Annotated in this window: 23 protein-coding genes; 2 read left to right on the top strand and 21 right to left on the bottom strand. The window is 75.1% G+C overall.

Annotation, left to right across the window (positions count from 1 at the left end):
* Positions 1 to 22: 22 nt before the first annotated feature.
* The 6 genes from H2O74_RS07370 to H2O74_RS07345 form a co-directional block, all read right to left on the bottom strand.
* Entirely contained in the window at positions 23 to 562 is a 540-nt protein-coding gene (locus H2O74_RS07370; RefSeq protein WP_182113784.1) for a metallophosphoesterase, read from the bottom strand.
* Positions 559 to 2166, bottom strand: coding sequence for a carboxyltransferase domain-containing protein (locus tag H2O74_RS07365; RefSeq protein WP_182113783.1), 1608 nt, complete (start codon positions 2164 to 2166; stop codon positions 559 to 561). Before H2O74_RS07365 ends, H2O74_RS07370 begins: the two co-directional genes overlap by 4 nt.
* Positions 2159 to 2932 (bottom strand): LamB/YcsF family protein, encoded by a 774-nt coding sequence (locus H2O74_RS07360; RefSeq protein WP_182113782.1) that lies wholly within the window; start codon positions 2930 to 2932, stop codon positions 2159 to 2161. Before H2O74_RS07360 ends, H2O74_RS07365 begins: the two co-directional genes overlap by 8 nt.
* A gap of 92 nt (positions 2933 to 3024) precedes the next feature.
* Positions 3025 to 3759, bottom strand: a complete 735-nt coding sequence (locus H2O74_RS07355) for a DUF3618 domain-containing protein (RefSeq protein ID WP_182113781.1) — start codon at positions 3757 to 3759, stop codon at positions 3025 to 3027.
* A complete protein-coding gene (locus H2O74_RS07350) occupies positions 3756 to 4211 on the bottom strand; it encodes a phage holin family protein (protein ID WP_255491852.1) in 456 nt (151 codons plus the stop codon). The genes H2O74_RS07355 and H2O74_RS07350 overlap by 4 nt, the downstream gene beginning before the upstream one ends.
* Positions 4208 to 5107: a hypothetical protein gene (locus tag H2O74_RS07345; RefSeq protein ID WP_182113780.1), complete on the bottom strand. Its 900-nt coding sequence runs from the start codon at positions 5105 to 5107 to the stop codon at positions 4208 to 4210. The genes H2O74_RS07350 and H2O74_RS07345 overlap by 4 nt, the downstream gene beginning before the upstream one ends.
* Positions 5108 to 5416: 309 nt before the next feature.
* Here H2O74_RS07345 and H2O74_RS07340 point away from each other — a divergent pair, with 309 nt between their 5' ends.
* Complete coding sequence (locus tag H2O74_RS07340; protein ID WP_182113779.1) at positions 5417 to 6415, top strand: NAD(P)/FAD-dependent oxidoreductase; 999 nt, start codon at positions 5417 to 5419, stop codon at positions 6413 to 6415.
* A gap of 50 nt (positions 6416 to 6465) precedes the next feature.
* On the opposite strand, the gene pyk is transcribed toward H2O74_RS07340, so the two are convergent.
* The 15 genes from pyk to H2O74_RS07265 all read right to left on the bottom strand — a co-directional run bounded on the left by pyk (position 6466) and on the right by H2O74_RS07265 (position 26079).
* The gene (gene pyk / locus H2O74_RS07335; protein WP_182113778.1) at positions 6466 to 7893 is read right to left on the bottom strand and encodes a pyruvate kinase; all 1428 of its coding nucleotides are present in this window, start codon (positions 7891 to 7893) and stop codon (positions 6466 to 6468) included.
* Positions 7894 to 8078: 185 nt separating this feature from the next.
* Complete coding sequence (locus H2O74_RS07330; protein WP_182113777.1) at positions 8079 to 9560, bottom strand: glutamate synthase subunit beta; 1482 nt, start codon at positions 9558 to 9560, stop codon at positions 8079 to 8081.
* On the bottom strand, positions 9553 to 14109 hold the full coding sequence (gene gltB, locus H2O74_RS07325; protein ID WP_182113776.1) for a glutamate synthase large subunit: 4557 nt from the start codon (positions 14107 to 14109) through the stop codon (positions 9553 to 9555). Before gltB ends, H2O74_RS07330 begins: the two co-directional genes overlap by 8 nt.
* A 159-nt stretch (positions 14110 to 14268) precedes the next feature.
* Entirely contained in the window at positions 14269 to 15252 is a 984-nt protein-coding gene (lgt, locus tag H2O74_RS07320) for a prolipoprotein diacylglyceryl transferase (RefSeq protein ID WP_182113775.1), read from the bottom strand.
* Positions 15249 to 16118, bottom strand: a complete 870-nt coding sequence (gene trpA / locus H2O74_RS07315; protein WP_182113774.1) for a tryptophan synthase subunit alpha — start codon at positions 16116 to 16118, stop codon at positions 15249 to 15251. The genes lgt and trpA overlap by 4 nt, the downstream gene beginning before the upstream one ends.
* Entirely contained in the window at positions 16115 to 17332 is a 1218-nt protein-coding gene (trpB, locus tag H2O74_RS07310; protein ID WP_182114138.1) for a tryptophan synthase subunit beta, read from the bottom strand. The genes trpA and trpB overlap by 4 nt, the downstream gene beginning before the upstream one ends.
* 119 nt (positions 17333 to 17451) lie before the next feature.
* Positions 17452 to 18258 carry an indole-3-glycerol phosphate synthase TrpC gene (gene trpC, locus H2O74_RS07305; RefSeq protein ID WP_182113773.1) on the bottom strand — a complete coding sequence of 269 codons (807 nt, stop codon included), beginning with the start codon at positions 18256 to 18258 and terminating at the stop codon, positions 17452 to 17454.
* A gap of 128 nt (positions 18259 to 18386) precedes the next feature.
* Positions 18387 to 18752 (bottom strand): DUF2752 domain-containing protein, encoded by a 366-nt coding sequence (locus H2O74_RS07300; protein ID WP_255491851.1) that lies wholly within the window; start codon positions 18750 to 18752, stop codon positions 18387 to 18389.
* 104 nt (positions 18753 to 18856) lie between these two features.
* Positions 18857 to 19234 carry a CD225/dispanin family protein gene (locus H2O74_RS07295; RefSeq protein ID WP_182113771.1) on the bottom strand — a complete coding sequence of 126 codons (378 nt, stop codon included), beginning with the start codon at positions 19232 to 19234 and terminating at the stop codon, positions 18857 to 18859.
* A 25-nt stretch (positions 19235 to 19259) separates the two neighbouring features.
* Complete coding sequence (locus H2O74_RS07290; RefSeq protein WP_182113770.1) at positions 19260 to 19544, bottom strand: HGxxPAAW family protein; 285 nt, start codon at positions 19542 to 19544, stop codon at positions 19260 to 19262.
* 145 nt (positions 19545 to 19689) lie between these two features.
* Positions 19690 to 20355, bottom strand: a complete 666-nt coding sequence (locus tag H2O74_RS07285) for a Trp biosynthesis-associated membrane protein (RefSeq protein ID WP_182113769.1) — start codon at positions 20353 to 20355, stop codon at positions 19690 to 19692.
* Entirely contained in the window at positions 20352 to 21920 is a 1569-nt protein-coding gene (locus H2O74_RS07280; protein ID WP_182113768.1) for an anthranilate synthase component I, read from the bottom strand. Before H2O74_RS07280 ends, H2O74_RS07285 begins: the two co-directional genes overlap by 4 nt.
* Positions 21917 to 22315, bottom strand: a complete 399-nt coding sequence (hisI, locus tag H2O74_RS07275; protein WP_182113767.1) for a phosphoribosyl-AMP cyclohydrolase — start codon at positions 22313 to 22315, stop codon at positions 21917 to 21919. The genes H2O74_RS07280 and hisI overlap by 4 nt, the downstream gene beginning before the upstream one ends.
* Positions 22316 to 22366: 51 nt before the next feature.
* Positions 22367 to 24193 carry an ABC transporter ATP-binding protein gene (locus H2O74_RS07270; protein WP_182113766.1) on the bottom strand — a complete coding sequence of 609 codons (1827 nt, stop codon included), beginning with the start codon at positions 24191 to 24193 and terminating at the stop codon, positions 22367 to 22369.
* Positions 24190 to 26079, bottom strand: a complete 1890-nt coding sequence (locus H2O74_RS07265) for an ABC transporter ATP-binding protein (RefSeq protein ID WP_255491884.1) — start codon at positions 26077 to 26079, stop codon at positions 24190 to 24192. Before H2O74_RS07265 ends, H2O74_RS07270 begins: the two co-directional genes overlap by 4 nt.
* 149 nt (positions 26080 to 26228) lie before the next feature.
* On the opposite strand from H2O74_RS07265, the gene H2O74_RS07260 reads away from it, so the two are divergent.
* Complete coding sequence (locus tag H2O74_RS07260; protein WP_182113764.1) at positions 26229 to 26873, top strand: TIGR03085 family metal-binding protein; 645 nt, start codon at positions 26229 to 26231, stop codon at positions 26871 to 26873.
* Position 26874: the final 1 nt, after the last annotated feature.

Raw genomic sequence — 26874 nt, 5'->3', positions numbered from 1 at the left:
GAGGCGTCGCCCCGTCGACCGGTCACACGCTCCGGTCGACGGGCAGCAGGCGCACCTCGACGCTCGCGGCGCGCTCGCCCCGCGACGCGTCGCCGCCCCGCGACGGCACGACGGCCGTCATGACGGTGCACACCGGCTGGCGGCGTCGGTCGGTCGGCGAGCCGGGGTTGAGCAGCCGCAGGCCGGACGGCGTCGTCGTGTCCCACGGGATGTGGCTGTGCCCGAACACGAGGACGTCCGCGTCCGGGTAGGCGGCGTCGGCGCGGCGCTCCCTGCCGGCCGCGGCCCCCGTCTCGTGGACCACGGCGAACCGCACCCCCTCGACGGTGCGCCGGGCGACCTCGGGCAGGCGGGTCCGCAGCGCCGGCCCGTCGTTGTTGCCCCAGCAGGCGAGGAGGTCGCGGGACCGCGCCGCGAGCTCGTCGAGCAGGGCGACGTCCACCCAGTCGCCCGCGTGCACCACCAGGTCGGCCTGCTCGACGAGGTCCCACACCGCCCGCGGCAGCCCGCGGGAGCGGGCGGGCACGTGGGTGTCGGCGAGCAGCAGCAGGCGTGTCGTCATCGGTCCTCCGGGACCAGCACCAGGGTCTGGCCGGGCCGCAGCTGCGCGAGCCGGTCCAGGTCGGCGTCGACCACCGTGGCGACCACCGGGTAGCCGCCCGTGACCGGGTGGTCGACCAGGAAGACGACGGGCAGACCCGACGGGGGCAGCTGCACCCCGCCCGCCAGGACGCCCTGGCTCGGGCGCTCCCCCGCGTCGGCCGGCGGCAGCGCGCGACCCTCGAGGCGCAGCCCGATCCGGTTCGACGCCGTCGCGACGGTCCACGGCACGTGCCACAGCGCGGGTCCCGTCGCCCCGTCCCGCCCCGGACGCGGGACGTCCGGGCCCGGGACGGCGCGCACGCGCACCGCGCCCGCCTCGGGGACGACGGGCGGCTCGGGAGCTCCGACGGCGCCGGACACCTCCCCGCGCACCCCCAGGACCGCGCCCGCGGCCACGGGACCCGGGCCGAGCCCACCGAGCACGTCGCTCGACCGGCTGCCCAGGACCCGAGCACCGTCCAGTCCCCCGCGCACCGCGACGTAGGACCGCAGCCCCGACGGCGGCTCCGGCACCGTCAGGACATCACCCTCGGCCAGGCCCACGGCGTGCCACGCGGACACCGTCCTCCCGCCGCGGGCCGTGGCGACCTCGGCCTCCCGTGCCGCACCCGTGACCGCGACGACGACGGGGCGCGCCGCCCGCAGCCGCAGTCCTCCCAGCACGGTCTCCAGCAGCGCGGCGTCGCGACGGTTGCCCACGAGGCGGTTCGCCGCGCGCGCGGCCGCCCGGTCGGCCGCACCGCCCGGAGAGACGCCGAGATCGCGCCGGCCCGGCCGCCCGAGGTCCTCGACCAGCGTCAGCGGCCCCGGGTGCAGCACCTCGAGCGCGGCCCCGTCGCCGTCGCCGTCGCCGTCGCGGACGGGATGCTCCGCGCGCGGTGCGACACTCGGGACGACGGGCGCCGCCGCGGCGGCGGCGCCCGCACCGGACGCCGTGGGAGCCGTGGCGCGCACGGGTCGGAAGCGCACCCGGTCCCCCGGCCGCAGCAGCGCGGGCGGGTCGGCCGCGAGATCCCACACGGCGGCCTCGGTGCGCCCGAGGAGCCGCCAGCCGCCGGGGCTGCGCCGCGGGTAGACGGCGGAGTACGGGCCGCCCACGGCGACGGCGCCCGCGGGCACCGCGGCCCGCGGCGTCTCGCGGCGGGGCACGCCTCGCCCGTCGCCGACCAGGTACACGAACCCGGGCGCGAAGCCCGCGAACGCGGCGGTCCAGGGCGTGGCCGCGTGCGCCGCGACGACCGCCTCGACGCTGCGCCCGGTGAGCCGGGCGACGTCGGCGAGGTCCTCGCCGTCGTACACGGTGTCGACCTCCACGAGGCGACCGTCCGCCGCCGCCCGCGCCGGGACCTCGAGCGTCCCGAGCAGCGCGGCGGCGCGTGCCTGCAGCCGCCGGTCCCGCAGGACGACGAGCACCGTCAGCGCGCCCGCCTGGAGGTCCTCCTGGCCGGGCACGGGGTGCTGTCGCAGGTGGGCCACCACCGCCTGCACCTCGCCGACGTCCCGGCAGGCGACCAGGAGCGCCCGGTCCCCGACGCGCCTGACCCGGGCGGTCGGCTCACCCACCTGCGCCGCCGGGCACGAAGGGCCCGACCCCGACGTCCGCGGCGGCCAGGGCCCGGCGGACCGCCCGCGCCGCGGCCACCGCGCCGCGGGCGTCCCCGTGCAGGCAGAGGGTCTCGACGTCGAGGCGGACCGGGGTGCCGTCGACGGCGACGACGACGCCCTCGGTGGCGAGGCGGACCGCACGCGCGGCCACGTCGCCGGGATCCGTCACGTTCGCGCCCGGCTCCGTGCGCGGCACCAGGGTGCCGTCGGGCCGGTAGGCACGGTCGACGAAGGCCTCGCCGACCACCCGGACCCCCGCCTCCTGCGCGAGGCCCGCGACGACGCTGCCCGGCATCGTCACGAGCGGGAGCGACGCGTCGAGCGCACGGAGGGCGTCGACGACCGCGGCCGCCTGTCCCTCGTGCCGCAGGATGGCGTGGTAGAGCGCGCCGTGCGGTTTGACGTAGCGCACGTCGCTCCCGGCCGCCCGGGCGACGGCCTGCAGCGCACCGACCTGGTAGACCACCTCGTCGGCGAGCTCCGCGGGCTCCACGTCGAGGAAGCGGCGACCGAACCCCACGAGGTCCCGGTAGCCCACGTGCGCTCCGACCACGACCCCGCGCTCCCCGGCGGCGGCGCACGTGCGGCGCATCGTGGCTGGGTCGCCCGCGTGGAAGCCGCAGGCGACGTTGGCGCTCGACACGAGGTCGAGCAGCGCGTGGTCGTGGCCCATCGGCCAGGGGCCCAGGCCCTCGCCCAGGTCGGCGTTGAGATCGGTCGTCACGGCCCCGACGCTACTGCCGACGACGGACCGTGCACCCGTCGCGCACGCACGCGAGCCCCGGCCGGGACCGGCCGGGGCTCGCGTGACGTCGCTCAGGACTCGCGGGACTCCTGGACCGACTCCTTGGCGCCCTGCGCCTCGCCCTTGAGGTCCTGCGCGGCCTGCTGGCCCTCCTCCTTGAGCGTGTGCGCGGCGTCGGCCGCGGCGTCCTTGACCGCCTGCACCGCCTCCTGCGCGGGCTCGCGGAAGTCCGCGGCGACGGACTGGGCGACGGACTTGGCCTCGTCGACCAGCGGCGCCGCCTGGTCCTTCACCTTGCCCGCGACCTGCTGCTCCTTGCTGGTGCTCGGGATTAGGGACCCGACGAGCCAGCCGAGCCCGAAGGCAACCAGCCCGGCGGCCAGGGGGTTGCCCTCGGCCTGACGCTGCACCGTGCCCGGCACGCCGCGGACGGCGCTCCCCGCGCTCGAGGCGAGCGAGGACGCCGACGACGCCACGCTCTGCGCCGCGCCGGACACGCCGTGGGCGGCGCCCTGCGCCGCACCCCTGACGCTCCCGGCCGCACCCTGCGCGGCGCCGGCCACGTTGCCGCCGACGCTGTGCGTGGTGCCGGAGACCGAGTCCCCGAGGCCCGCCGCGTGGTCCTTCGTGCTGTCCGACACACCCATCACCCTGTCCTTCAGACTCGTCGCCCGGTCCTTGACCGCCTCGACCCTGCGGTGCGCGATCTGGCTGGGGCTGACCTTCTCCTCGAGGGCGTCGACGTCCTGGCTCAGCTCGGCCCTCGTACGCTCGATCTCGGCGCGGATCTCGTCCGGGTCGCTCATCGGTTCTCCTCCTCGTGTCCCTTGAGTGCGTTGGGGATCATGGCGACCGTCTCCTGCGTCTGCGGTACGCCCTTGACCTTCTGGAGCTCGGTCCTGCCCTTGAGGGCAAGCACGGCGGCCACGACGCCCCAGAGGACCGCGACGATGATCGCCGAGATGGTCCAGTTGTCCATGAGGTCCCCGAGGCCCCACCACAGCGCGACCGAGAGGAAGATCAGCACGAAGTGCCCGGCGACGGCCGCGCCCGAGAGCATCCCCGCGCCCTTGCCGGCCTTCTTGCCCGAGTCGGCGAGCTCCGCCTTGGCGAGCGCGACCTCCTGGCGCATGAGCGTCGACAGGTCACGCGTCACGTTGCTGAAGAGCTCCCCGAGCGACGCCTGCCCCGCCGACCCCTGGCCGGGGTCGGCGGCCGGGCGTCCCGCGGCGACCGTCGGGTCGACGTTGCCGCTCACCGGTTCTCCCCGGTCCACGGATCCTCCGACTCGAGGCCGGCGACCGGGTCGCCCGTCGCCGTGCCCGCGAGGTCGTCCGCCGCCGGCGTGGCGCCGGGGGTGGAGGCGACCGGCGCCGGGCCACCCACGCCCGAGCCGTACCCGCCGCTGGAGTAGCCGGAGTCGCCATAGGCGCCCGTGGCCGCCGCGGGCGTGCCGTACGTGCCGGGCGTGCCGGTCGTGCCGTAGGTCGACGTCGTGCCGGTGGTGCCGTAGGTCTGCGCCGTGGTCGAGGCGGTGTCGCCGAGGCCGTAGCCGCCGGTCGGCGGCGGCGGCGTCGACGGCACCCCGGGTGCCCGGTGGGCACCGCCGGAGGTCGGCACGCCCGACGTGAGCGCAGCCGGAGCGTCGTCGCTCGACGCGTCCTTCACCCCGCGCATGAGGCGCCCGGCGACGAGGCCGGCGCCCGCGGCGATGAGGAGGAACGTGCCCGGCTTGCGCCGTGCGAACTGCTTGACCTCGTCGAGCAGCTCCGCGGGCTCGCGCCCCTCGAACCACGTGGCGACGCTGCCCGCCTGGTCGGCGACCGTGCGGGCGACGCCCGCCGCCACGCCGCTCTCCGACGACTCGGCCATCCGGCCGAGGTCGTCGCTGAAGGCGCGCAGCCCGTCCGTGAGGCGCTGCTGCTGGCTCTGGGCGCTCGAGGCGAGCTGGCTGCGCCCCTGGTCGAGCAGGTCCTTCGCCTGGCGGCCGGCCTCCGAGGCGACGCCCTTGGCCTGCGCGCCGGCCTCGCCCGCGAGGTACTTGCCGCTCTCAGCAGCGCTGTGCGCGACCCCCGAGGCCTCGTCACGCGCCGTCTGCGCGGTCGAGGAGCCCTGGGACGTCGAGGTGGTACCCGTCGAGTTCTCGTACGTCATCTCGTCCTCCATCCGTTCGTGCGGTCGGTCCGGCGTGCGTCCGGCTGGTCTGGGGGACCGCCGGCGCCGCCGGTTGCGCAGGGCCCGCCTCCCGGCGCGCCGTGCCCGTGCTCTGACCATTCAGCCCCGCGACACGGGTGTCCCGGCGCTCTCGATGCTTGGACGCTAGGCGCGCACCAGGGGGTCCGCCACCTGAACGGGACGCGGGTGTCCGTGACGGTGGGGACGGACGCCGATCGTGGGACGGCTCCTGCGGGCCCGATCGGCGTCCGGCGCGACAGCCGGTCGCCCGACGGGCACAGTGGTCGCGTGTCCGTCACCGACGTCGTCGTGGTGGGCGCCGGCCCCGCCGGGTTGAGCGCCGCCCTCCTGCTGGGCCGGTCGCGTCGCTCGGTCGTCGTGGTCGATGCGGGCGAGCCGCGCAACGCCGCCGCGGGCCACGTGCAGGGCTTCCTCACGCGTGACGGCGTCCCGCCCGCCGAGCTGCTCAGCCTCGGGGTCGAGGAGGTGCGTCGGTACGGCGTCGAGGTCAGGCACGGGCGTGTCGTGGACGTCACGCCGATCCCACCGGGCGCGGCCGAGACGTCCCGGGCACGGGTCACGGTCGAGCTGGACGACGGGACGAGCCTCGCGGCGCGGCGCGTCGTGCTCGCCACGGGTCTGCGCGACGAGCTGCCCGCCGTCCCGGGCCTGTCCGACCGCTGGGGACGCGACGTCCTGCACTGCCCGTACTGCCACGGCTGGGAGGTGCGTGAGGCCGCGGTGGGCGTGCTCGTCGACCGCCCGGAGGACGCCGTCAAGGCGTTCACGATGACGCAGTGGACGGACGCCGTCACGGTGGTGCTGCACGGCGTCGACCCGGACGACGTCGAACCCGCCGTCCGGCGGCGCCTGGACGCGCTCGACATCCCGGTCCTCCCCGGCCCGGTGACCGCACTCGTGCTCGAGGACGACGCCCTCGTGGCTGTGCGCACGCCCGCGGGCGAGGTCCGGCTGGGCGCCCTCGTGGTGCAGCCGCGCCTGGTGGCGAGCGACGCCCTCCTGACCGCGCTCGGCGCCCACGTGCAGGCCGGCCCGTCCGGGCACACGGTCGTGGCCGAGCCCGACGGGCGCACCGGCGTGCCCCACGTCTTCGCGGCCGGCAACGTCACCGACCCCTCGAGCCAGGTCGTCATGGCGGCCGCTGCCGGTTACCGCACCGCCCTCGCCGTGGACCACGACCTCATCGACGAGGACGTCGAGGCCGCGGTCCGACGATCCGCCGCCGGTGGGCACGACGACGCCCCGGGTGCCCAGCCGGAAGGCTGAGCGCCCGGGGCGCGTGTCGGTCGTGCCGAGGCACCGCCTCGGCGGCCGCGTCAGTGCGTCGCGCTGACCTCGGTCCCGATCTTGTGGACGAGCAGCGAGTTCGTCGTGCCCGGGACGCCCACCGGCGCACCGAAGACGATGACCACGAGGTCGCCGTCCTCGGCCAGGCCGTTGGCGCGCAGCGTCTGGTCGACCTGCACGACCATCGCGTCCGTGTGGGCGACCGTCGGCACCTCGTACGTCTGCACGCCCCACGTGAGCGCGAGGGTGTTGCGCACGTGCGGGTCGGGCGTGAACGCCAGCATCGGGATCCCGGAACGCAGCCGCGAGACCCGGCGGGCGGAGTCGCCGCTCTGCGTGAAGGTCACGAGGTACTTCACACCGAGCGTCTCGGCGACCTCGGCCGCGGCGCGGGTGATGGCGCCACCTCGGGTCTTCGGGCTCCAGCCGAGGGGGGCCATGCGGTCGTGGCCGTGCTCCTCGGTGTTCTCGATGATCCGCGCCATCGTGCGCACGGCCTCGATCGGGTACTCGCCCACGCTGGTCTCGCCCGAGAGCATCACCGCGTCCGCGCCGTCGAGCACGGCGTTGGCGCAGTCGGACGTCTCGGCGCGGGTCGGGCGCGGCGCCGAGATCATCGACTCGAGCACCTGGGTCGCGACGATGACCGGCTTGGCCGACCGGCGCGCGAGCTCGATGGCGCGCTTCTGGACGAGCGGCACCTGCTCCAGCGGCAGCTCCACGCCGAGGTCGCCACGCGCGACCATGATGCCGTCGAACGCGTCGACGATCTCGACGAGGTTCTCGACCGCCTGCGGCTTCTCGACCTTGGCGATGACGGGGACCGTGCGGCCCTCCTCGGCCATGATCCGCGCGACGTCGTCGTAGTCGGCCGCGCTGCGCACGAACGACAGGGCGATGAGGTCCGCGCCCAGGCGCAGCGCCCAGCGCAGGTCCTCCTCGTCCTTGTCCGACATGGCGGGGACGCTCACGGCGACGCCCGGGAGGTTGAGGCCCTTGTTGTTCGAGACGGGTCCGCCGACCTCGACGCGCGTCACGACGTCGGTCGCGGTCACGTCGGTGATCCGGACGGCCACGCGGCCGTCGTCGATGAGGATCCGGTCGCCGATCTTGGCGTCGCCCGGCAGACCCTTGTAGGTCGTGGACACGCGCTCCTTGGTGCCCGGGACCTCGTCCGTCGTGATGGTGAAGACGTCACCGTCGGCGAGCTCGTGCTTGCCCTCGGTGAAGCGGCCCAGGCGGATCTTGGGGCCCTGCAGGTCCACGAGCACGGCGACGGCGCGGCCCGAGGCCGTCGCGGCGGCACGCACCCGGTTGATGACGGCCTCGTGCTCCGACGCGTCGCCGTGGCTGCGGTTGATCCGCGCCACGTCCATGCCGGCGTCGACGAGCGCCTGGATCTGCTCGGGCGACTCGGTCGCGGGTCCGATGGTGCAGACGATCTTGGCTCTACGCATGTCTCCAGCCTATGTCCTCGGCACCGGGACCTTTCGGCCCCGGGGTCGGCGCCCGGGGGCGCCATCATGTCGCCCGCCGCGACGGCGGGGGGCGGTCCCACGATGCCTGCTCGCGGGCGGTGCTGCGAGCGGGCCGCCCGTGGGGGCGTCGTACCGTGGCGGCCGGGGGGGCCGTCACGACGGTGTCAGGGGCGCATGGCCCGGTCGCTCGGCCGCACGGGAGCGGGCAGCTCCGTGCTCCCGCGCAGGTAGGCGTCGACCTCGGCGGCGGCGGCGCGCCCCTCGGCGATCGCCCACACGATGAGCGACTGGCCGCGTCCGGCGTCGCCGGCGACGAAGACGCCGGGGACCGACGACGCGTAGTCCTCGCCGCGGGCGATGGCGCCCCGACCGGTCACGTCGGCGCCGGTCTGCTCGACGAGCACGTCCGTCTCGGGCCCGGTGAAGCCCATCGCCACCAGCACGAGGTCGGCCGGGATGTCGCGCTCGGTCCCGGCGGTGGGCACGCGCCGGCCGTCCGGCAGGTACTCCGTCGTCGCGACGCGGAGCGCGGTGACGCGCCCCTCGTCGTCACCGAGCAGCGCGACCGTCGACGCGAGGTAGGCGCGCTCGCCGCCCTCCTCGTGGGAGGTCGAGACCTCGAAGAGCAGCGGGTCCGTGGGCCACGGCTGGTTCTCGGGCCGGTCGAGCGGCGGCTGCAGGCCGATCGCGAGCGTCGTGACCGACGCCGCGCCCTGGCGCAGGGCCGTGCCCAGGCAGTCGGACCCGGTGTCGCCGCCGCCGATGATGACGACGTGCTTGCCGGTCGCGACGATCTGGTCGGGCACCTCGACGCCCGCGACGACGTCGTTCGCCTGGTGCAGGTACTCCATCGCGGGGTGCACGCCGCTCAGGTCGGCACCCGGCACCGGCAGCGCGCGCGGCACCGGCGCGCCGGTCGCGACGACGACGGCGTCGTACCGGGCGCGCAGCTCCTTCCAGGTGATGTCGCGGCCGATCTCGACACCGGGGCGGAAGCGCGTGCCCTCGGCCTCCATCTGCGCCACGCGGCGGTCGATGAGCTGCTTCTCGAGCTTGAAGTCCGGCACGCCGAACCGCAGCAGGCCGCCGATGCGCGCGTCCCGCTCGAAGACGGCGACGGTGTGCCCCGCCCGGGTGAGCTGCTGGGCGGCGGCGAGCCCGGCCGGACCCGAGCCGACGACCGCGACCGTGCTGCCCGTCAGGAAGTGCGGCACCTGCGGGGTGACGTGGCCCCGCTCGAACGCCTCGTCGGCGATCGAGACCTCGATGTTCTTGATCGTGACGGGCGGCTGGCTGATCCCCAGCACGCAGGACGACTCGCAGGGCGCCGGGCAGATGCGCCCCGTGAACTCGGGGAAGTTGTTGGTCTGGTGCAGCCGGTCGCTGGCCTCGGCCCACTGCCCCTTGCGGACCAGGTCGTTCCAGTCCGGGATGAGGTTGCCCAGGGGGCAGCCCTGGTGGCAGAAGGGGATCCCGCAGTCCATGCACCGGCCCGCCTGGGCGTGCAGCATGGTGGCGTGCTCGGCGCTCTCGGCGGCGGTGCGGTGCTCGACGACCTCGCGCCAGTCCATGAGGCGGACGGGCACCGGACGGCTGGGCGGGAGCTCCCGGTCCCTGACCTTCAGGAAGCCGCGGGGGTCAGCCACGGGACACCTCCAGGATCGTGTCCCACACACCCGGGGCGGCGGGGTCGAGCCCCTCCTGCTCCGCGGCGGCGAGGCTCGCGAGCATGCGCTCGTACTCGGTGGGCAGCACCCGCGTGAAGCGCTCGAGCGCCGCGGGCAGGTCGTCGAGCAGCTCGGCCGCCCGCGGTGAGCCGGTCTCCTCGAGGTGGGTCCGGAGCAGGCCCTCGACCACGACCGCGTCCTGCGCGTCGAGCGCCGACAGGGCCAGCTCGCCGGCGGCGAGGCCCGGGGCGTTGACCGCCTCGCGGCGCAGGTCGAGCACGTACGCCCGGCCGCCGGACATGCCGGCGCCGAGGTTGCGGCCCGTGCGACCGAGCACCAGCACGGTGCCCCCGGTCATGTACTCGCACGCGTGGTCGCCGACGCCCTCGACCACCAGCGTGGCGCCCGAGTTGCGGACCGCGAACCGCTCGCCGACGACGCCGCGCAGGAAGATCTGCCCCGACGTCGCGCCGTAGCCGATGACGTTGCCCGCGATGACGTCGCGGTCACCGGCGAGCACGGAGGCCTGGTCCGGCCGCACGAGCACGCGCCCGCCCGACAGGCCCTTGCCGACGTAGTCGTTGGCGTCGCCGAAGAGTCGCAGGGTGATGCCCCGCGGCAGGAAGGCGCCGAGGGACTGACCGGCCGACCCCGTGAGGGTCACGTCGATCGTGTCCTGGGCCAGCCCGTCGCCCCCGTACCGCTTGGTGACCTCGTGGCCGAGCATGGTGCCGACCGTCCGGTTGACGTTGCGCACGGGCAGCGAGATGCGGACCGGCTCGGCGCGCTCGAGCGCGTCGGCGGCGAGGGCGATGAGCTGGTTGTCCAGGGCCTTGTGCAGGCCGTGGTCCTGGGTGGTCGTCTGGCGCAGCGAGGAGCCGGGGACCGGCTCCGGCCGCACCAGGACCGGACCGAGGTCCAGCCCGGAGGCCTTCCAGTGGTCGACGGCCGCGCGCGTGTCCAGCGACTCGACGTGGCCCACGGCCTCCTCGATCGAGCGGAAGCCGAGCGAGGCGAGGTACTCGCGCACCTCGGTGGCGATGAACTCGAAGAACGTCTCGACGAACTCCGGCTTGCCCGTGAACCGCGCCCGGAGCTCGGGGTTCTGGGTCGCGACGCCGACCGGGCACGTGTCCAGGTGGCAGACCCGCATCATGATGCAGCCCGAGACGATGAGCGGCGCGGTCGCGAACCCGAACTCCTCGGCGCCCAGCAGCGCACCGATGACGACGTCGCGCCCCGTCTTCATCTGGCCGTCGACCTGCACGACCACGCGGTCGCGCAGGTTGTTGAGCACCAGGGTCTGCTGCGCCTCGGCCAGGCCGATCTCCCACGGCGTCCCCGCGTGCTTGAGCGAGGTCAGCGGGCTCGCGCCGGTGCCGCCGTCGTGCCCCGAGATGAGGACGACGTCGGCGTGCGCCTTGGCCACGCCCGCCGCGACGGTGCCCACGCCGAACTCGCTCACGAGCTTGACGTGGACGCGCGCCGCGGGGTTCGCGTTCTTGAGGTCGTGGATCAGCTGGGCCAGGTCCTCGATCGAGTAGATGTCGTGGTGCGGCGGCGGGGAGATGAGGCCGACGCCGGGCGTCGAGTGCCGCGTGGCCGCGATCCACGGGTAGACCTTGTTGCCCGGCAGCTGACCGCCCTCACCGGGCTTGGCGCCCTGGGCCATCTTGATCTGCAGGTCGTCCGCGTTGGTGAGGTAGTCCGACGTGACGCCGAAGCGGCCGGACGCGATCTGCTTGATCGCGCTGCGGCGCTCCGGGTCGCGCAGGCGCGCCGGGTCCTCGCCGCCCTCGCCCGTGTTCGACCGGCCGCCGAGGCGGTTCATCGCCACCGCGAGGGTCTCGTGCGCCTCGGCGGAGATCGAGCCGTAGGACATCGCGCCCGTGTTGAAGCGCTTGACGATCTCGCTCACCGGCTCGACCTCGTCGAGCGGGACCGGCGGGCGCGCGCCCTCGGCGAACGTGAGCAGGCCACGCAGCGTCGCCAGGCGCGAGGACTGCTCGTCCACCCGGCGCGTGTACTGGCGGAAGACGTCGAGCTGGCGGGTGCGCGTCGAGTGCTGCAGGCGGAAGACCGTCTCCGGGTCGAAGAGGTGGATCTCGCCGTCGCGGCGCCACTGGTACTCGCCGCCGATCTCGAGCCGGCGGTGCGCCTGCGGGTTGCCGCTGGCCGGGTAGGCGTCGGCGTGCCGCGCGGCGACCTCGGCGGCGATGACGTCCAGGCCGATGCCGCCCAGGCGGCTCGTGGTGCCCGTGAAGTACCGCTCGACGACGGCGGCGGACAGCCCGAGCGCCTCGAACACCTGGGCGCCGCGGTAGGACGCGATCGTGGAGATGCCCATCTTGCTCATGATCTTGAGCACGCCCTTGCCGAGGGCCTTGATGAGGTTGGCGACCGCCTTCTCGGGCGAGACGTCGCCGAGCGAGCCGTCCCGCGCCAGGTCCTCGACGGACTCCATCGCGAGGTACGGGTTCACCGCGGCCGCGCCGTAGCCGATGAGGAGCGCGACGTGGTGCACCTCGCGCACGTCGCCCGCCTCGACCACGAGGCTCACCCGGGTGCGGGTGTGCCGGCGCAGCAGGTGGTGGTGCACGGCGCTCGAGAGCAGCAGCGAGGGGATCGGCGCGTGGTCGGCGTCCGAGTGCCGGTCCGAGAGGACGATGAAGCTGACGCCGTCCTCGACCGCGCGGTCGACCTGCTCGAAGATCTCCTCCAGGCGCGCGGCCAGCGCCGCCTCGCCGCCGGCGACCGGGTACAGGCCGCGCACGATGGTGGAGCTGAACACGCCCGCCAGGTCGGGGTCGCGGTCGATGCGCACGATCTTGGCGAGCTGGTCGTTGTCCAGCACGGGGAACGAGAGCACGAGCTTGCGCGCGTGCTGCGGGTCGTCGGAGAGCAGGTTCGGCTCGGGGCCGATCGCGCCGCCGATCGACGTGACGAGCTCCTCGCGGATCGCGTCCAGCGGCGGGTTCGTCACCTGGGCGAACATCTGGGTGAAGTAGTCGAAGAGCAGCCGCGGGCGCTCGGAGAGCACCGCGACCGGCGTGTCGGTGCCCATCGCGCCGAGCGGCTCGCCGCCGGTGGCCGCCATGGGGGTCAGGAGGATCTTCAGCTCCTCCTCGGTGTACCCGAAGGCGCGCTGGCGCCGGCGCACGGAGGCGGGGCTGTGCCGCACGTGCTCGCGCTCGGGCAGCTGGTCGAGGAAGAGCGAGTGCTCGGCGACCCACTGCGCGTACGGCCGCTGCGCCGCGAGCTGCGCCTTGATCTCGTCGTCCGCGATGACGCGTCCCGCGCCCGTGTCGACGAGGAACATGCGACCGGGCTCGAGCCGCCCCTTGCGCACCACGGTGGACGGGTCGAGGTCCAGCACACCGGTCTCGCTCGCGAGCACGACGAGGCCGTCGTCGGTGATCCAGTAGCGCCCGGGACGCAGCCCGTTGCGGTCCAGGACCGCGCCGATGAGCGTGCCGTCGGTGAACGTGAGCGCCGCGGGCCCGTCCCAGGGCTCCATCAGGCTCGCGTGGTACTCGTAGAAGGCGCGCCGGTCCGGGTCCATCTCGCCGTGGTTCTCCCACGCCTCCGGGACCATCATGAGCACGGCGTGCGGCAGGCTCCGGCCCGCCAGGTGCAGCAGCTCGAGCACCTCGTCGAACGTGCCCGAGTCGCTGCTGCCCGGGCTGCACACCGGCAGCAGCGGCTCCAGGTCGCCCAGCGCCTCGCTCGCGAGGGTCGACTGCCGCGCCGCCATCCAATTGCGGTTGCCGCGCACGGTGTTGATCTCGCCGTTGTGCGCGAGGAGGCGGAAGGGCTGCGCCAGCGGCCACGACGGGAACGTGTTGGTCGAGAAGCGCGAGTGCACCAGGCCGATCTCGGACGCGTACCGCGGGTCCGAGAGGTCGGGGAAGAACGGCTCGAGCTGGGCCGTGGTCAGCATGCCCTTGTAGGTCAGCGTGCGCGCGGACAGCGAGGCGAAGTAGACGCCCAGCTCGTGCTCGGCCCGCTTGCGCACGCGGTAGGCGCGCCGGTCGAGGGCGATGCCGGACAGCTCGCGCGCCGGGTCGGCGACCACGAGGTGGCGGAAGACGGGCATGCTGGCGCGCGCGGTGGGCCCGACGAGGCCGGCGGTCACCGGCACGTCACGCCACGCGAGCAGCTCCAGACCCTCGTCGACGACGAGCTTCTCGATGCCCTCGACGGCGGCCTGGAGCGCCTCGGCGTCCGTGGGCAGGAAGGCCATGCCGATCGCGTACCGGCCGGCGCCCGGCAGCTCGGCGTCGACGACGTCGCGCAGGAAGGCGTCGGGGATCTGCGTGAGGATGCCAGCGCCGTCACCGCTGTCCGTCTCGGCGCCGACGGCGCCGCGGTGGTCGAGGTTGAGCAGCGCCGTGAGCGCGGCATCGACGATGTCGCGTCCGGGCGTGCCGCGGAGCGTGGCGACGAACGCGACGCCGCAGGCGTCGTGCTCGGCCGCGGGGTCGTAGAGACCCGCAGCTTCCGCGGTGGGGTGGAGCGCCCGGCTCATGTGCACCGTCCTCGCTGGGCCCGGGCACGCGGCACGGGTCGGTGATCGGAGAAGTACCGGGACGCCATCGGCCCAAAGCGTTGCGACGATACCGGCCGCGGCCACGGGCGTCTGCCATCTCGACGAATGATGAGCTTCACCGTCGGCAGGAGCCTGTGGTCAACGGAGGGTGTCGTCGGTTCCCGGGCCTACGGGCCCGACACCGTCCGGAGCCACCGTCTCGTCCGACGGCGCGTCCTCGGTCACCGGCTGCGCGTGCTGCGCCGTGCTGTCAGGGGTGCTCAGCACGGTGGTCTCACGCCCTGGGTGACGGCGCCCGACCAGCACGAATGCTATCAGTGCCGCACCCCCCAGCAGGATCGAGGTCCAGACGTTGAGGCGCAGCCCGAGGACCTGCTCGGCGGGGTCGATCCGGAGCAGCTCGATCCACAGCCGGCCCGCCGTGTAGAGCACGACGTAGAGCAGGAAGACGCGACCGTGGCCGAGCCGCAGGCGCCGGTCGAGCACGATGAGCAGCGCGGCCGCGGCCAGGTTCCAGACCATCTCGTAGAGGAAGGTCGGGTGGAACAGCGTCTCGGGCGGGTAGCCGCTCGGGAACGTCGGGGCCAGCGGGTCGATCCGCAGGCCCCACGGCGCGGTGGTGGGTCCGCCGAAGAGCTCCTGGTTGAACCAGTTGCCGAGCCGGCCGATCGCCTGCGCGACGAGCAGGCCCGGGGCGACCGCGTCGGCGAACACGGCGAAGCGCACGCCCTCGCGTCGGGTGCCGATCCACGCGCCGAGCGCACCCAGGGCGATCGCGCCCCAGATGCCCAGGCCGCCCTCCCAGATCGCGAAGGCGCGCCAGGGGTTCCCGTCCGGGCCGAAGTACGCGTCCGGCGAGCTGATCACGTGGTACAGCCGGCCGCCGACGATGCCGAACGGCACGGCCCAGAAGACGATCTCCATGACCGTGTCCGGGTCGCCCCCACGCTCGACCCAGCGGCGGCGGGTGAGCCAGAACGCCGCCGCGATCCCCGCGAGGATCGCCAGCGCGTAGGCGCGGACCGGGAGCGGGCCCAGGTACCAGGTGTGCTCGGACGGGCTCGGGATCTCGGCCGGCAGCCGTGCCCCGAGCGCGACCAGGCCGGCCGGGACCAGGGTCATGGCAACGCCGCCGTGCTGGGTGTCCGTGGGCTCGCCGTCCGCGGGCTCGGTGTCCGCGCGGAGCGCACGCCCTCGGCGATCCGCCCGACGGCGTCGGCGAGCGCGGTCAGGCCCTCGCTCGGCGTCGCGGCCTCCACCATGGGGCGCACGAACGCGCTGCCGACGATGACGCCGTCGGCGTACGCGCCCACCTCGGCGGCCTGCGCCCCCGTGCTCACGCCCAGGCCGACGCACACGCGCTCGGCACCGGCACGCCGGGTGTCGGCCACGAGACGCTCCGCGTCCTCGCCGACGGACGCACGGGTCCCCGTGACGCCCATGGTGGACGCCGCGTAGACGAAGCCCCGCGAGGCCGCGGCCGTGAGCGCGAGGCGCTCGGGCGTGGAGCTCGGTGCGACCAGGAACACGCGGTCGAGCCCGTGGGCGTCCGAGGCCGCGAGCCACTCCCCCGCCTCGTCCGGGATCAGGTCGGGCGTGATCAGGCCGGCGCCCCCCGCCGCGGCGACGTCGCGCGCGAACGCGTCGACGCCGTACCGCAGCACGGGGTTCCAGTAGGTCATGACGAGGACCGGGGCGCCCGTGGCCGCGACGCCCTCGATCGCGCGCAGCGTGTCGCGCACGCGCACGCCACCGGACAGGGCGCTCTCGACGGCGCGCTGGATCACCGGCCCGTCCATCACCGGGTCGGAGTACGGCAGCCCGAGCTCGACGACGTCGACCCCCGCGTCGACCATGACCCGGGCGGCCTCGATCGAGCCCGCCACGTCGGGGAAGCCGACGGGCAGGTAGCCGACGAGCGCGGGGCGCCCCGCGGCCCGGGTGCTGTCGAGCGTCGCGGCGGTCCGGGAGACGGCGTCCTGGGTCACGCGGTGCCCTCCTCGAGCAACGAGAACCACTCGGCGGCGGTCTCGACGTCCTTGTCCCCGCGTCCCGACAGGTTCACGAGGATGATCTCGTCGTGGCGACCGGCGGCTGCGGCCTCCTGGCCGAGCTGCATGGCGCCCGCCAGCGCGTGCGACGACTCGATCGCCGGGATGATGCCCTCGGTGCGGCACATCAGGCGGAACGCCTCCATGGCCTGCGCGTCGGTCACGGGCCGGTACTCCGCGCGTCCGGTCGTGGCGAGCCACGAGTGCTCGGGCCCGACGCCCGGGTAGTCGAGCCCCGCCGAGATCGAGTGGCTCTCGATCGTCTGGCCGTCGTCGTCCTGGAGCAGGAACGAGCGCGCGCCGTGCAGGACCCCGGGGGCGCCGCCGGTCAGCGTCGCGGCGTGGCGGCCGGTGTCGACCCCGTCGCCGCCGGCCTCCAGGCCGACGAGGCGCACGGAGGGGTCGTCGAGGAACGCGTGGAAGATCCCGATGGCGTTGGACCCGCCGCCGACGCACGCGGCGACGACGTCGGGCAGCCGGCCGGCGAGCTCGAGCACCTGCTGCCTCGCCTCCACGCCGATGATCCGCTGGAGGTCGCGGACCATGGCCGGGAACGGGTGCGGTCCGGCGACCGTGCCGAAGACGTAGTTGGTCGTCCCGACGTTGGTGACCCAGTCGCGCAGGGCCTCGTTGATGGCGTCCTTGAGGGTGCGCGACCCCGTCGTGACCGGGACGACCTCGGCGCCGAGGAGCCGCATGCGCGCGACGTTGAGCGCCTGGCGCCGCGTGTCCTCCTCGCCCATGTAGATGACGCAGTCGAGGTCGAAGAGCGCGGCAGCCGTCGCGGTGGCGACGCCGTGCTGGCCGGCGCCCGTCTCGGCGATCACGCGCTTCTTGCCCAGGCGCTTGGTGAGCAGCGCCTGGCCCAGCACGTTGTTGATCTTGTGTGAGCCCGTGTGGTTGAGGTCCTCGCGCTTGAGGATCACGCGCACGCCGCCGCAGTGCCGGGCGAAGCGTGGCACCTCGGTGATGATGCTCGGCCGGCCCGTGTAGGTGCGGTGCAGGCGCGCCAGCTCCTCGCCGAACGTCGGGTCGGCCTTGGCCTTCGCGTACTCGGCGTCGAGCTCGTCGAGCGCCTCGATGAGGGCCTCCGGCACGAAGCGCCCGCCGAAGTCCCCGAAGTACGGGCCGGAGCCCGCCTCGGCGGTCACCGGGCCGTGCGTCTCGGGCTGGTCGTGGAAGTCCGGGGCCGACGGCTGGTCGCCCGTCACGCCCACCCCGGGCGCCTCGGGCACGGCCGTGCCGGCCTGCTCTTGGCCGGGCGTCGCGGTCACTGGCGCACCGCCCGCAGCGAGGGGTGGGCGCCGGCGGCCACGAGGTCGGCGACCGCGGCCCGCGGGTCGCGCCCGGTGACCAGGGTCTCGCCGACCAGGACGGCGTCGGCGCCGGAGCGCGCGTAGTCCATGACGTCGTGCGGACCGCGCACACCGGACTCGGCGACGCGGACCACGCCGTCGGGGATCATCGGGGCGAGCCGCGCGAAGGTCGTGCGGTCCACCTCGAGCGTCTTGAGGTTGCGGGCGTTGACGCCGATGCAGCGCGCGCCGGCGTCGAGCGCGCGCCCGACCTCGTCGACGTCGTGCACCTCGACCAGCGCGGTCATGCCGAGCGAGTGCACGCGCTCCACCAGCGACGTCAGCACCGTCTGCGAGAGCGCGGCCACGATGAGCAGGCACAGGTCCGCCCCGTGGGCGCGCGCCTCCCACACCTGGTACGGCGTGACGACGAAGTCCTTGCGCAGCACCGGCACGTCGACCGCCGCGCGCACCGCCGTGAGGTCGGCGAGGCTGCCGCCGAAGCGCCGCTCCTCGGTGAGCACCGAGATCGCCGTGGCGCCGCCGGCCTCGTACTCGGACGCGAGCGCGGCCGGGTCGTCGATCGACGCCAGCGAGCCCTTGCTCGGGCTCGAGCGCTTGACCTCCGCGATGACCGCGACCGCCTCCTCGTCGTGCAGGTGGCACTCCTTGGCCGCCGGCTGCCGCGCGGCGCGCTCCTTCACGAGCGCCAGCGGCGTCTGCTCCTCGCGCGCGGCGAGGTCGATCCGTACCCCAGCGATGATGTCCTCGAGGACCGTCATGTCCCACCTCCCCCGTGGGTCCAACCCCGCGAACCCGTCCGGGTCATCGTAGGGCCGACCGGGGACCGGCCCCGTCACGCCCATCTGCTGGGACCGCGACGACCGGGCGAGCGGCGGTCACCGGCGCGTCAGGGCGCCAGCCACGGGGCGAGCGCGGGCACATTCCGGCCCACGGTGAACACGACCATCGCCACCACGACGGTCCAGAGCGCCCAGGGTGGGGCGGCCCAGCTGCGCGGCCGCCCGGTCCAGGCGCGCACCGTCCAGGCCAGCCACGAGGCGACGGCGAACGGCGCGAGCAGCAGCAGGAGCGGGTTCATGTCCCACGCCGCCGCGATGTCGAGGTGCATGAGGCTGTGCGTGGCGCGCAGCGTGCCGCAGCCGGTGCAGAAGAACCCCGTCAGCGTCAGCACCGGGCAGGTCGGGAAGTGCCCGGGCTCGTACGGGTCGGAAGCACCGACGACGATGGCCGCGGCGGAGGCCGCCGCGGCCATCGTCAGTGGAGCCAGGAGGGCGGCGCGTCGAGCGCGGCGCCCATGCGTCCTGGTGTGTCCGCCGGGTGCTCCCGCAGGTGGTGCAACCATCCGCGGGCCCGGGATCAGTACGTCGGGTCGTTCATGCCCGCCATGACCCCTGCGGCGACGAGGATGATGTACAGCAGGAGGCCGACGCCGCCGAGGATCGTCGCCCACAGCGAGAACTGCTTGGCCTTGCGGGACGACTCCTGCGCGCCCGCGGCGTCACCCTGCGCCCACTTGGTGTTCACCTGGGTCGAGAAGATGATCGCCGGGATGGCCAGCGGCCAGCACAGGAACACGGAGATGATCGCCCACACGAGGTAGTTCGAGGGCGGGCTGCCGGCGGGCTGGTAGCCCCCGCCACCGTACGAGGGGGGCGGCGGCGTGGAACCGTACGACGGCGTCGAGCCGTACGGGTCCGATCCGGTGGGCTCCTGGGGTCCGGGCGGTGTGCTCATGCACTCACTCCTGGTCTCTGGGGATTCACGACGCGGCTTCGCCCGCGTCGTGGTGACCGGCCTTCTGGCCGGGCTGGCCGAACCCGAGCATCTTCAGGACCCGTCCGAGGACGAGGCCGAGAAGGATGACGACGAGCCCGGCCCAGAACAACCACGACTCGGCCATGATCATGGCGATCGACGACACCACGGCACCGGCCAGCACCAGGATCACGGTGACCCAGGCGGCGGTCGTGTGACCGTGGTTGCGTGGCGGAGCGGCCGGCGGCAGGTAGCTGACCTCGCCGGTCGCCTCGTTGGTCTCTCGCATTGCGTTCAGTGCCTTTCGTGGAAGTGGACGCGAGCCTATCCAAAGTGCCCGTGCGCGTCGCACCGAGCGGGAGCCCGTGTCGGGTGAGTTTCTCGAAGTGAGGTCGGTGGACCCGGACTCGTCGCCCGGGAAGGGGACGGTCGGGTCAGGTGGGGTCCTCGCCGCGCGAGAGCGCGTCCCACGCGTCGAGGTCGTCGGCCGCGCGCTCCGGGGCGGGCTGCGCCGTCGTCGGGCGGGACGGCTCACCGGGTGCGGGTGCGGGCACCTCGTGCCGGTCGCTCCGGCGCGCCGGCCAGCGGCCGGCGCGCACGACCGCGACGACGCCCAGCAGCACCAGGGCCGCGCCGAGCGCCACGGCGACCCATGGCAGGGGCGTGACGACCACGGGCCCGGTGAGCGCGGAGACGCCGACCTCCGCCGAGGCCGCCGAGCCGGCCGCCCGCTCCGGGTCCGCGAGCCCGCCGGCGGCGGACGCGGCGACCAGCACCCCGCCGAGCGCGATCCCCGCGCCGGCGAGCCGGGCGCCCCAGCGCCCGCCGAGGGCCAGCGCGCCCGCCGCGGCGAGCACGAGCAGGCCGCCCGCGTTGACGCCGGGCGCGACCACGGAGCCGACGGCGGCGACGGGCACCGCGCCGGCCACGGGGCTCGTCGTCGTGCCCCGGACCCAGACGCCCGTGCCGGCGAGCAGGGCCGCCGCGCCGAGCACGAGCGCGGCCCAGACGGTCCGGGCGCGCCCGGAGCGCGGCCGCGCCGCGCGGTTCTCGTCCGGCGCGGGTCCGCCGGCCTGGTCCCGCGGCACCGCGTCCGTCATCGGGCGGCGCGCAGGCGTGCGGCGAGCTGGACCGCGCGGACCGCGGCGGCGGCCTTGTTGCGCGACTCGGCGTACTCGAGCTCCTCCACCGAGTCCGCGACGATCCCGCCCCCGGCCTGGACGCTCGCGCGCCCGTCGCGGATGAGCGCGGTGCGGATCGCGATCGCCATGTCCATGTTGCCCGCGAAGTCGAAGTACCCGACCGTGCCCCCGTAGATGCCGCGCCGGGCCGGCTCCAGCTCGTCGATCAGGGCGATCGCCCGGGGCTTGGGCGCCCCCGACAGCGTGCCGGCGGGGAACGTGGCCGTGAGCGTCTGCAGCGCGGTGGCGCCCGCGCGCAGCGTCCCGACCACCGTCGAGCAGATGTGCATGATGTGGCTGAACCGGCGCACGGCCATGAGCTCGACCACCTCGACGCTCGTCGGCTCGCAGACCTTGACGAGGTCGTTGCGCGAGAGGTCGACGAGCATGATGTGCTCGGCGCGCTCCTTGGGGTCGGCGAGCAGCTCCTCACCCAGCTCGGCGTCCTGCGCCGGCGTGGCGCCGCGCGGCCGCGAGCCGGCGATGGGGAACGTCACGACCTGGCGGTCGGTCACCTTGACCAGCGTCTCCGGGCTCGAGCCCACCACGGCGAACTCGCGTCCCGCGGCGTCCTGCAGCGCGAAGCAGTACATGTACGGGCTCGGGTTGATGGTCCGCAGCACGCGGTACACGTCCAGCGGGTCCGCCGGGCAGTCGAGGTCCAGCCGCTGCGAGATGACGACCTGGAACACCTCGCCCTCGCGGATCGCCTCCTTGCCGGCGCGCACCGCCTCGGTGAACTCGTGCCGCGGGCTGCGGAACTCGAGCTCGGGCTCGGGGACGTCGTCCGCGAGCACGGCGGGTGCGGCGGGAAGCGCCGTCGCGAGGCCGGCCTGCATCCGGTCGAGGCGCGCGACGGCGTCGGCATGGGCCTCGTCGACGCGCGCGTCCGTGTCGTCGAAGTTGATGGCGTTCGCCACCAGCCACACCGAGCCGTCGACGTGGTCGACCACGGCAAGGTCGGTCGCGAGGCACAGCGTGAGCTCCGGGACGTCGAGCTCCTCGGGGGCCTTGGCCGGCAGCGTCGGCTCCCAGTGCCGGACCACGTCCCAGCCGAGCGCACCCACGAGGCCGCCGGTCAGCGGCGGCAGCCCGGGCACGGCGGGCGTGCGCAGCACCTCGAGGGTCTCGGCGAGGACGTCGAGCACGTCACCCTCGCGCGGCACACCCACCGGCACGTCACCGAGCCAGGCGGCGCGGCCGTCCGTGACGGTGAGGGTCGCGCGCGACGCCACGCCGACGAAGGACCAGCGCGACCAGGTGCCGTCGACCTCGGCGGACTCGAGGATGAAGGTCCCCGGACGCCCGCCGGCGAGGGTGCGGTACAGGCCCACCGGGGTCACCTCGTCGGCGAGGAGGCGGCGCACGACCGGGATGACGCGCCGGTCGCGGGCGAGCTCCCGGAACGTCGGCAGGGCCGGCCAGGTCGCGCCCCAGGTCAGCTCCGCGACCTCGCGCGCCTGCTGGTCGAGCGCGGCGCTCACACCTCACCCCGCGGTGCCGCGGCGCCGGACCCGACGACCGCACCGAGGTCGCCCCCGGCCTCGAAGCACGTGCGCGTGCCGGTGTGGCACGCGGCGCCCACCTGGTCCACCCGCACGAGCACCGCGTCGCCGTCGCAGTCGAGCGCGACGGAACGCACGTGCTGGACGTGGCCGGAGGTGTCGCCCTTGCGCCAGTACTCCTGGCGCGAGCGGCTCCAGAAGGTCACGCGTCCGCTGGTCAGGGTGCGGTGCAGGGCCTCGTCGTCCATCCAGCCGACCATGAGCACCTCACGCGTGTCGTGCTGCTGGACGACGGCGCACACGAGGCCGGCGTCGTCCCGCCGCAGACGTGCGGCGAGGGCGGGGTCGAGGGGGGAGGCAGGAAGGTCGGGCACCAGCCGATCCTGCCACGGGCGCGGGGCACCGCGTCGTCGCGTCCGGACGGGTCAGCGCGTCTGCGCGAGCCAGGCCGCGTGCATCGCGGCGTAGGGGCCGTCCTGCCGGACCAGCTCCTCGTGGGGGCCGACCTGGACCACCCGTCCCGCCTCGACCACCACGACCAGGTCGGCCGCCTCCGCGGTGGAGAGCCGGTGGGCGATCGTCAGCGTGCTGCGCCCGGCCGTGAGCTGGTCGAGCGCGCGCGCGATCCGCACCTCGGTCGCCGGGTCGACGGCCGAGGTCGCCTCGTCCAGCACGAGGAAGTCCGCCGCCGCGAGGTGGGCGCGGGCGAGGGCGACGAGCTGGCGCTCCCCCGCCGACATGCGCTCGCCGCGCTGGCCGACGTCGGTGTGCAGGCCGTCCGGGAGGTCGGCGAGCCAGTCCGCCAGGCCGAGGTCCTCGAACGCGCGCGTGACGGCGGCCTCGCGGTCCGGGAGGTCGTCCTCGCGCGCGCCGTAGGCGACGTTGTCGGCCACCGTCCCCTCGAACAGGAACCCCTCCTGCGGCACGAGCACCACGCGCCGGCGCAGGTGGTCGAGCGGGAGCTCGCGCAGGTCGACGCCGTCGAGCAGGACGGCGCCCTGCGCCGGGTCCACCAGGCGCGTGACCAGCTTCGCGAGGGTCGTCTTGCCCGACCCGGTTGCGCCGACCACGGCGACCTTCGCCGTCGCGGGCAGGACCAGGTCCACGTCGCGCAGCACGGGCGGGCCGTCCGGGTAGGCGAACGAGACGCCGCGCAGCTCCACGCCGGCGGCCCCGCGCGGCGTCGTGCGGCCACCGTCGGCCGGGTCGGCGACCTCGACCTCGGTGTCGATGACGCCGAGGACGCGCCGCCAGCCCGCCAGCGCGTTCTGGAGCTCGTTGAGGATCTCGGTCGCCATCTGGACCGGGCCCGTGAAGAGCTGGACGAGGAAGAGGAAGGCGAGCAGCCGCCCGACGGTGATCTCGCCCGCGACGCCGAGGAAGGTGCCCACGACGACGACGGCCGCGAGCACGGCGTTGGCGACGAACGAGCCGCTCGAGAACACGAGCGCGACCCGCACCTGCGCGCGGACCATCGCCTCGCGCGTCCGGCTCACCGCCGCGTCGATGCGCCGCTGCGTCCGCGGGGCCACGCCGTAGGCGCGGATCGTCTCGGCGCCCACGACCGCCTCGGAGATCGCGCCGAGCATGGCGCCCATGCGCTCGCGCACGAGCCCGTACGCGGCGCTCACGCGCTTCTGGGCGGGGCGCAGCACGAGGAAGAGCGGCACGAAGCACAGCCACACGACGATCGTCAGCTGCCAGGAGTAGACGAGCATGAGCGCCGTCGCCACGAGGATCTGCAGCACGGACACGAGGAGCTGGATCCCGCCCCACTGCACGAACAGCGAGATCGTGTCGACGTCGGAGGTCACGCGGGAGACGAGGCTGCCGCGGCGCTCGGTCCCCTGCGTGAGGGCCGACAGGTCGTGCACGTGGCGGAAGGCCCGCACGCGCAGCGTCGCCAGGCCGGCCTCGCTGCTGCGGAAGAGCCGGACGTTCACGAGCGCCGAGCAGACCCCCGCCAGGACGAGGGCGAGGGCGGCCAGCCCGACGAGCTCCACCACGCGACCGGTCTCCGGGCCGCCCGGGGCGAGGATCGCGGTGTCCATCGTCTGCTGCACCGTGACGGGTACGACGATGCGACCGGCAGCCGCCGCCACCGCCAGCAGCACCGTGAGCCACAGGCCCTGCACGATCTGGGGCGAGATCTCCAGGCCGCGGCGCAGCGTGGCCATCGGCCCGAGGCTGCTCGTGCGCGCGAGGCGCACCCCGGCGCGCCCGCGCCCGTCCGGCGCCGTCGTCGTGCTCATCGCCCGCTCCTCCGGCCCGTGACGCGGCGGCCCTCGACCGCGTCCTCGTCGGGGCCCTCGACCGCGTCCTCGTCACCGGGCGCCGCCGCCCGGGCCGCGGTGCGGCGCTCCGACTCCTGCAGGTACGCGGTCGCCAGCTCCCGGTAGCCCGGGTCGCGCGCGAGCAGCTCCTCGTGCGTGCCGCGGTCGGCGATGCGGCCGCCCTCGAGGTGGACGACCTCGTCGGCGAGCAGCACCGACGACATCCGGTAGGCGACCATGAGCACGGTCGGCCCGGCGCCGGCACCGGCCTCCGCGGAGCGCCGCAGGCCCGTGAGGATCTCCTGCTCGACGCGCGGGTCCACCGCCGAGGTCGCGTCGTCGAGGACCAGGAGCCGCGGGCGCCGGACCAGCGCGCGGGCGATGACCAGGCGCTGACGCTGCCCGCCCGAGAGGTTCGCGCCGCGCTCGCCGAGCGGCGCGTCGAGCCCGCCGGGCAGCGCACGGACGACGCCGTCGACGCGCGCGAGGCGCAGCGCCTCCCAGACCGCGTCGTCTCCGGGGGCGCCCGGGTCCCCGTCGTCGGCCAGCGTGACGTTCGACCGGACGCTGTCCTCGAACACGAACGCGTGCTGCGGCACGAGCGCCACCTGGCGCGCGAGGTCGTCCGGTGCGACGTCGCGCAGGTCCACGCCGTCGAGCTCGACCGTGCCCTCGTCCGGGTCCCGCAGCCGCGCGAGCAGCGACACGAGCGTGGTCTTGCCCGCGCCCGTCACGCCCACGAGCGCGACGGTGCGCCCGGGTGGGAGGTCCAGGTCCACGTCGTGCAGCAGCGGCTGCGTGGCGCTGTCCCCGCTGACGCGCACGCCGACCCCGCGCAGGCGGACGGCCGCGCCCCGGGCGACCGGCTCGAGCGGCGTCGTGCCCACCGACAGCGCGCCCGGCGCGTCCAGGACGCGGGCGATGCGGTCGTAGCCGACCAGGCCGCGCGGCAGCTCCCCCAGCACCCAGCCGAACGCGCGCACGGGGACGGCCATGATGGTCAGCAGGTAGGCCGCCGAGACGACGTCTCCCGTGCCGACCGCGCCGGCGGCGACGCGGTAGGTCCCCACGAGCAGCACCAGGAGCGTCCCGAGGCTCGGGAGCAGCTCGATCACCGGGTCGAAGACGGCCCGGATCCGGCCCACGCGCACGTTGGCCCGCCGCAGCTCGTCGGTGCGCTGCGCGAACCGACGCTCCTCACGGTCCTCGGTGCCGAGGGACTTGACCAGCAGCGCCGCCTCGAAGCTCTCGTGCGCGACGTCGGCAACCTCGGCCCGCAGCTGCTGCGCGCGCGTCGCGGCCGGCGACATGCGCCGCTGGAAGACCACGTTCGCCACGACGGCCAGCGGGAGGATGCCGAGCGCGGTCAGGGCGAGCCACACATCGGTGCTCAGCAGGGCGACGGCCGCGACGCCGATCATCACGACGACGCCGAGCGCGAAGGGCAGCGGGTTGAACACGCCGGTCGCCGCCTCGACGTCGGAGCTCGCGTTCGACAGCAGCTGGCCCGTGGGGTGCGCGCGGTGCCAGGACATCGGCAGGCGCAGGTACTGCCGGGTGACGGCACGGCGGTGCTCCGCCTGGATGTCGGCGTAGCCGATGCCGGCGAAGATCCGCCGCCCGGCGACGGCCGTCGCGAGCCCGAGCGCGACGCCGACGAGCACGAGCCCGGCGAGCCAGATCTGCCCGCGCGCCGCGTCGTCGCCCTCGAGCGCGGGCACGACGACACGGTCCGTCACCGTCCCGAGCGCCTCGCTGACGCCCACCATCGCCGCGCCGAACACCGCTGACGTGACGATCGCGAGCACGTACGTGCGCGGCTGGCTCGCCAGGCCGCGCCCGATGAGCTGCAGCGACCGCCGCACGGGGCCGCCCGTGAGGGCGGCACGACGCGTGCGGGTGCCGGGTCCGGCAGGCGGACCACCGGGCGTGAATCGATTCGAGCCCACGGGGGCACAGTCCTTCCCGGCAGTCGTCAGGGGGTGGGCCCATCCTAGGCATGCGACCATCGGCCATGCCCTGGCACACCGTCGAACGTTCCGCCCTGGTCGACGCCCTCCGCGAGGCGGGTCCGCGGCAGCCGACCCTCTGCGAGGGCTGGCTGACCGAGCACCTCGCGGCGCACGTCGCGCTACGCGAGTCGTCGCTCGTCGCCGCCGGCGCCGTGGTGCCCCCGCTGGCCGAGCGTGCCGAGGCCGCGATCCGCGCGCTCGGCGACCGGTCCTCGTCGCCCGCGAACTACGCGGCGCTGGTCGACCGCGTCGCCGGCGGCCCGCCCCGGCACCACCCGATGCGGCTCGCCGGCGACCCGGTCAACCTGCTCGAGCTCTTCGTGCACACCGAGGACGTCCGCCGCGGCACCACCGGGCGGGCCACGCCGCCCCGCGCGCGCACCGACGCGCACGCGGAGGCCCTCTGGCGCCAGCTGCGCCTCATGGCCCGGCTCGCGTACGGGCGGGCAGGCGTCGGCGTCGTGCTCTCGACGCCGCAGGGCGACGCACGCGTCGCCAGGACCACGCCCCGCGGCGACGTCACGATCCGCGGCGCCCTGGACGACGTCGTCCTGCACGCCTTCGGCCGGCGCTCCGCGGCCGACGTCGAGCTGACGGGCGACCCGGACGCCGTGGCGGCCGTGAGCGGCGCGGCCGCCCGGCCCTGAG

Origin of the sequence: Actinotalea sp. JY-7876, from assembly GCF_014042015.1 — a bacterium.
GTDB lineage: Bacteria > Actinomycetota > Actinomycetes > Actinomycetales > Cellulomonadaceae > Actinotalea.
Note: the sequence above shows the minus strand (reverse complement) of the source record. Positions and strands in the feature narration are given on the sequence as shown.

What these genes read in the sequence shown, in the direction of transcription:
- H2O74_RS07370 (WP_182113784.1), bottom strand. Translation starts at nt 562, where the DNA reads ATGACGACACGCCTGCTGCTGCTCGCCGACACCCACGTGCCCGCCCGC.
- H2O74_RS07355 (WP_182113781.1), bottom strand. Translation starts at nt 3,759, where the DNA reads ATGAGCGACCCGGACGAGATCCGCGCCGAGATCGAGCGTACGAGGGCC.
- H2O74_RS07345 (WP_182113780.1), bottom strand. Translation starts at nt 5,107, where the DNA reads ATGACGTACGAGAACTCGACGGGTACCACCTCGACGTCCCAGGGCTCC.
- pyk (WP_182113778.1), bottom strand. Translation starts at nt 7,893, where the DNA reads ATGCGTAGAGCCAAGATCGTCTGCACCATCGGACCCGCGACCGAGTCG.
- gltB (WP_182113776.1), bottom strand. Translation starts at nt 14,109, where the DNA reads ATGAGCCGGGCGCTCCACCCCACCGCGGAAGCTGCGGGTCTCTACGAC.
- lgt (WP_182113775.1), bottom strand. Translation starts at nt 15,252, where the DNA reads ATGACCCTGGTCCCGGCCGGCCTGGTCGCGCTCGGGGCACGGCTGCCG.
- trpC (WP_182113773.1), bottom strand. Translation starts at nt 18,258, where the DNA reads ATGACGGTCCTCGAGGACATCATCGCTGGGGTACGGATCGACCTCGCC.
- H2O74_RS07300 (WP_255491851.1), bottom strand. Translation starts at nt 18,752, where the DNA reads ATGGCCGCGGCGGCCTCCGCCGCGGCCATCGTCGTCGGTGCTTCCGAC.
- H2O74_RS07295 (WP_182113771.1), bottom strand. Translation starts at nt 19,234, where the DNA reads ATGAGCACACCGCCCGGACCCCAGGAGCCCACCGGATCGGACCCGTAC.
- H2O74_RS07290 (WP_182113770.1), bottom strand. Translation starts at nt 19,544, where the DNA reads ATGCGAGAGACCAACGAGGCGACCGGCGAGGTCAGCTACCTGCCGCCG.
- H2O74_RS07285 (WP_182113769.1), bottom strand. Translation starts at nt 20,355, where the DNA reads ATGACGGACGCGGTGCCGCGGGACCAGGCCGGCGGACCCGCGCCGGAC.
- H2O74_RS07270 (WP_182113766.1), bottom strand. Translation starts at nt 24,193, where the DNA reads ATGAGCACGACGACGGCGCCGGACGGGCGCGGGCGCGCCGGGGTGCGC.
- H2O74_RS07260 (WP_182113764.1), top strand. Translation starts at nt 26,229, where the DNA reads ATGCCCTGGCACACCGTCGAACGTTCCGCCCTGGTCGACGCCCTCCGC.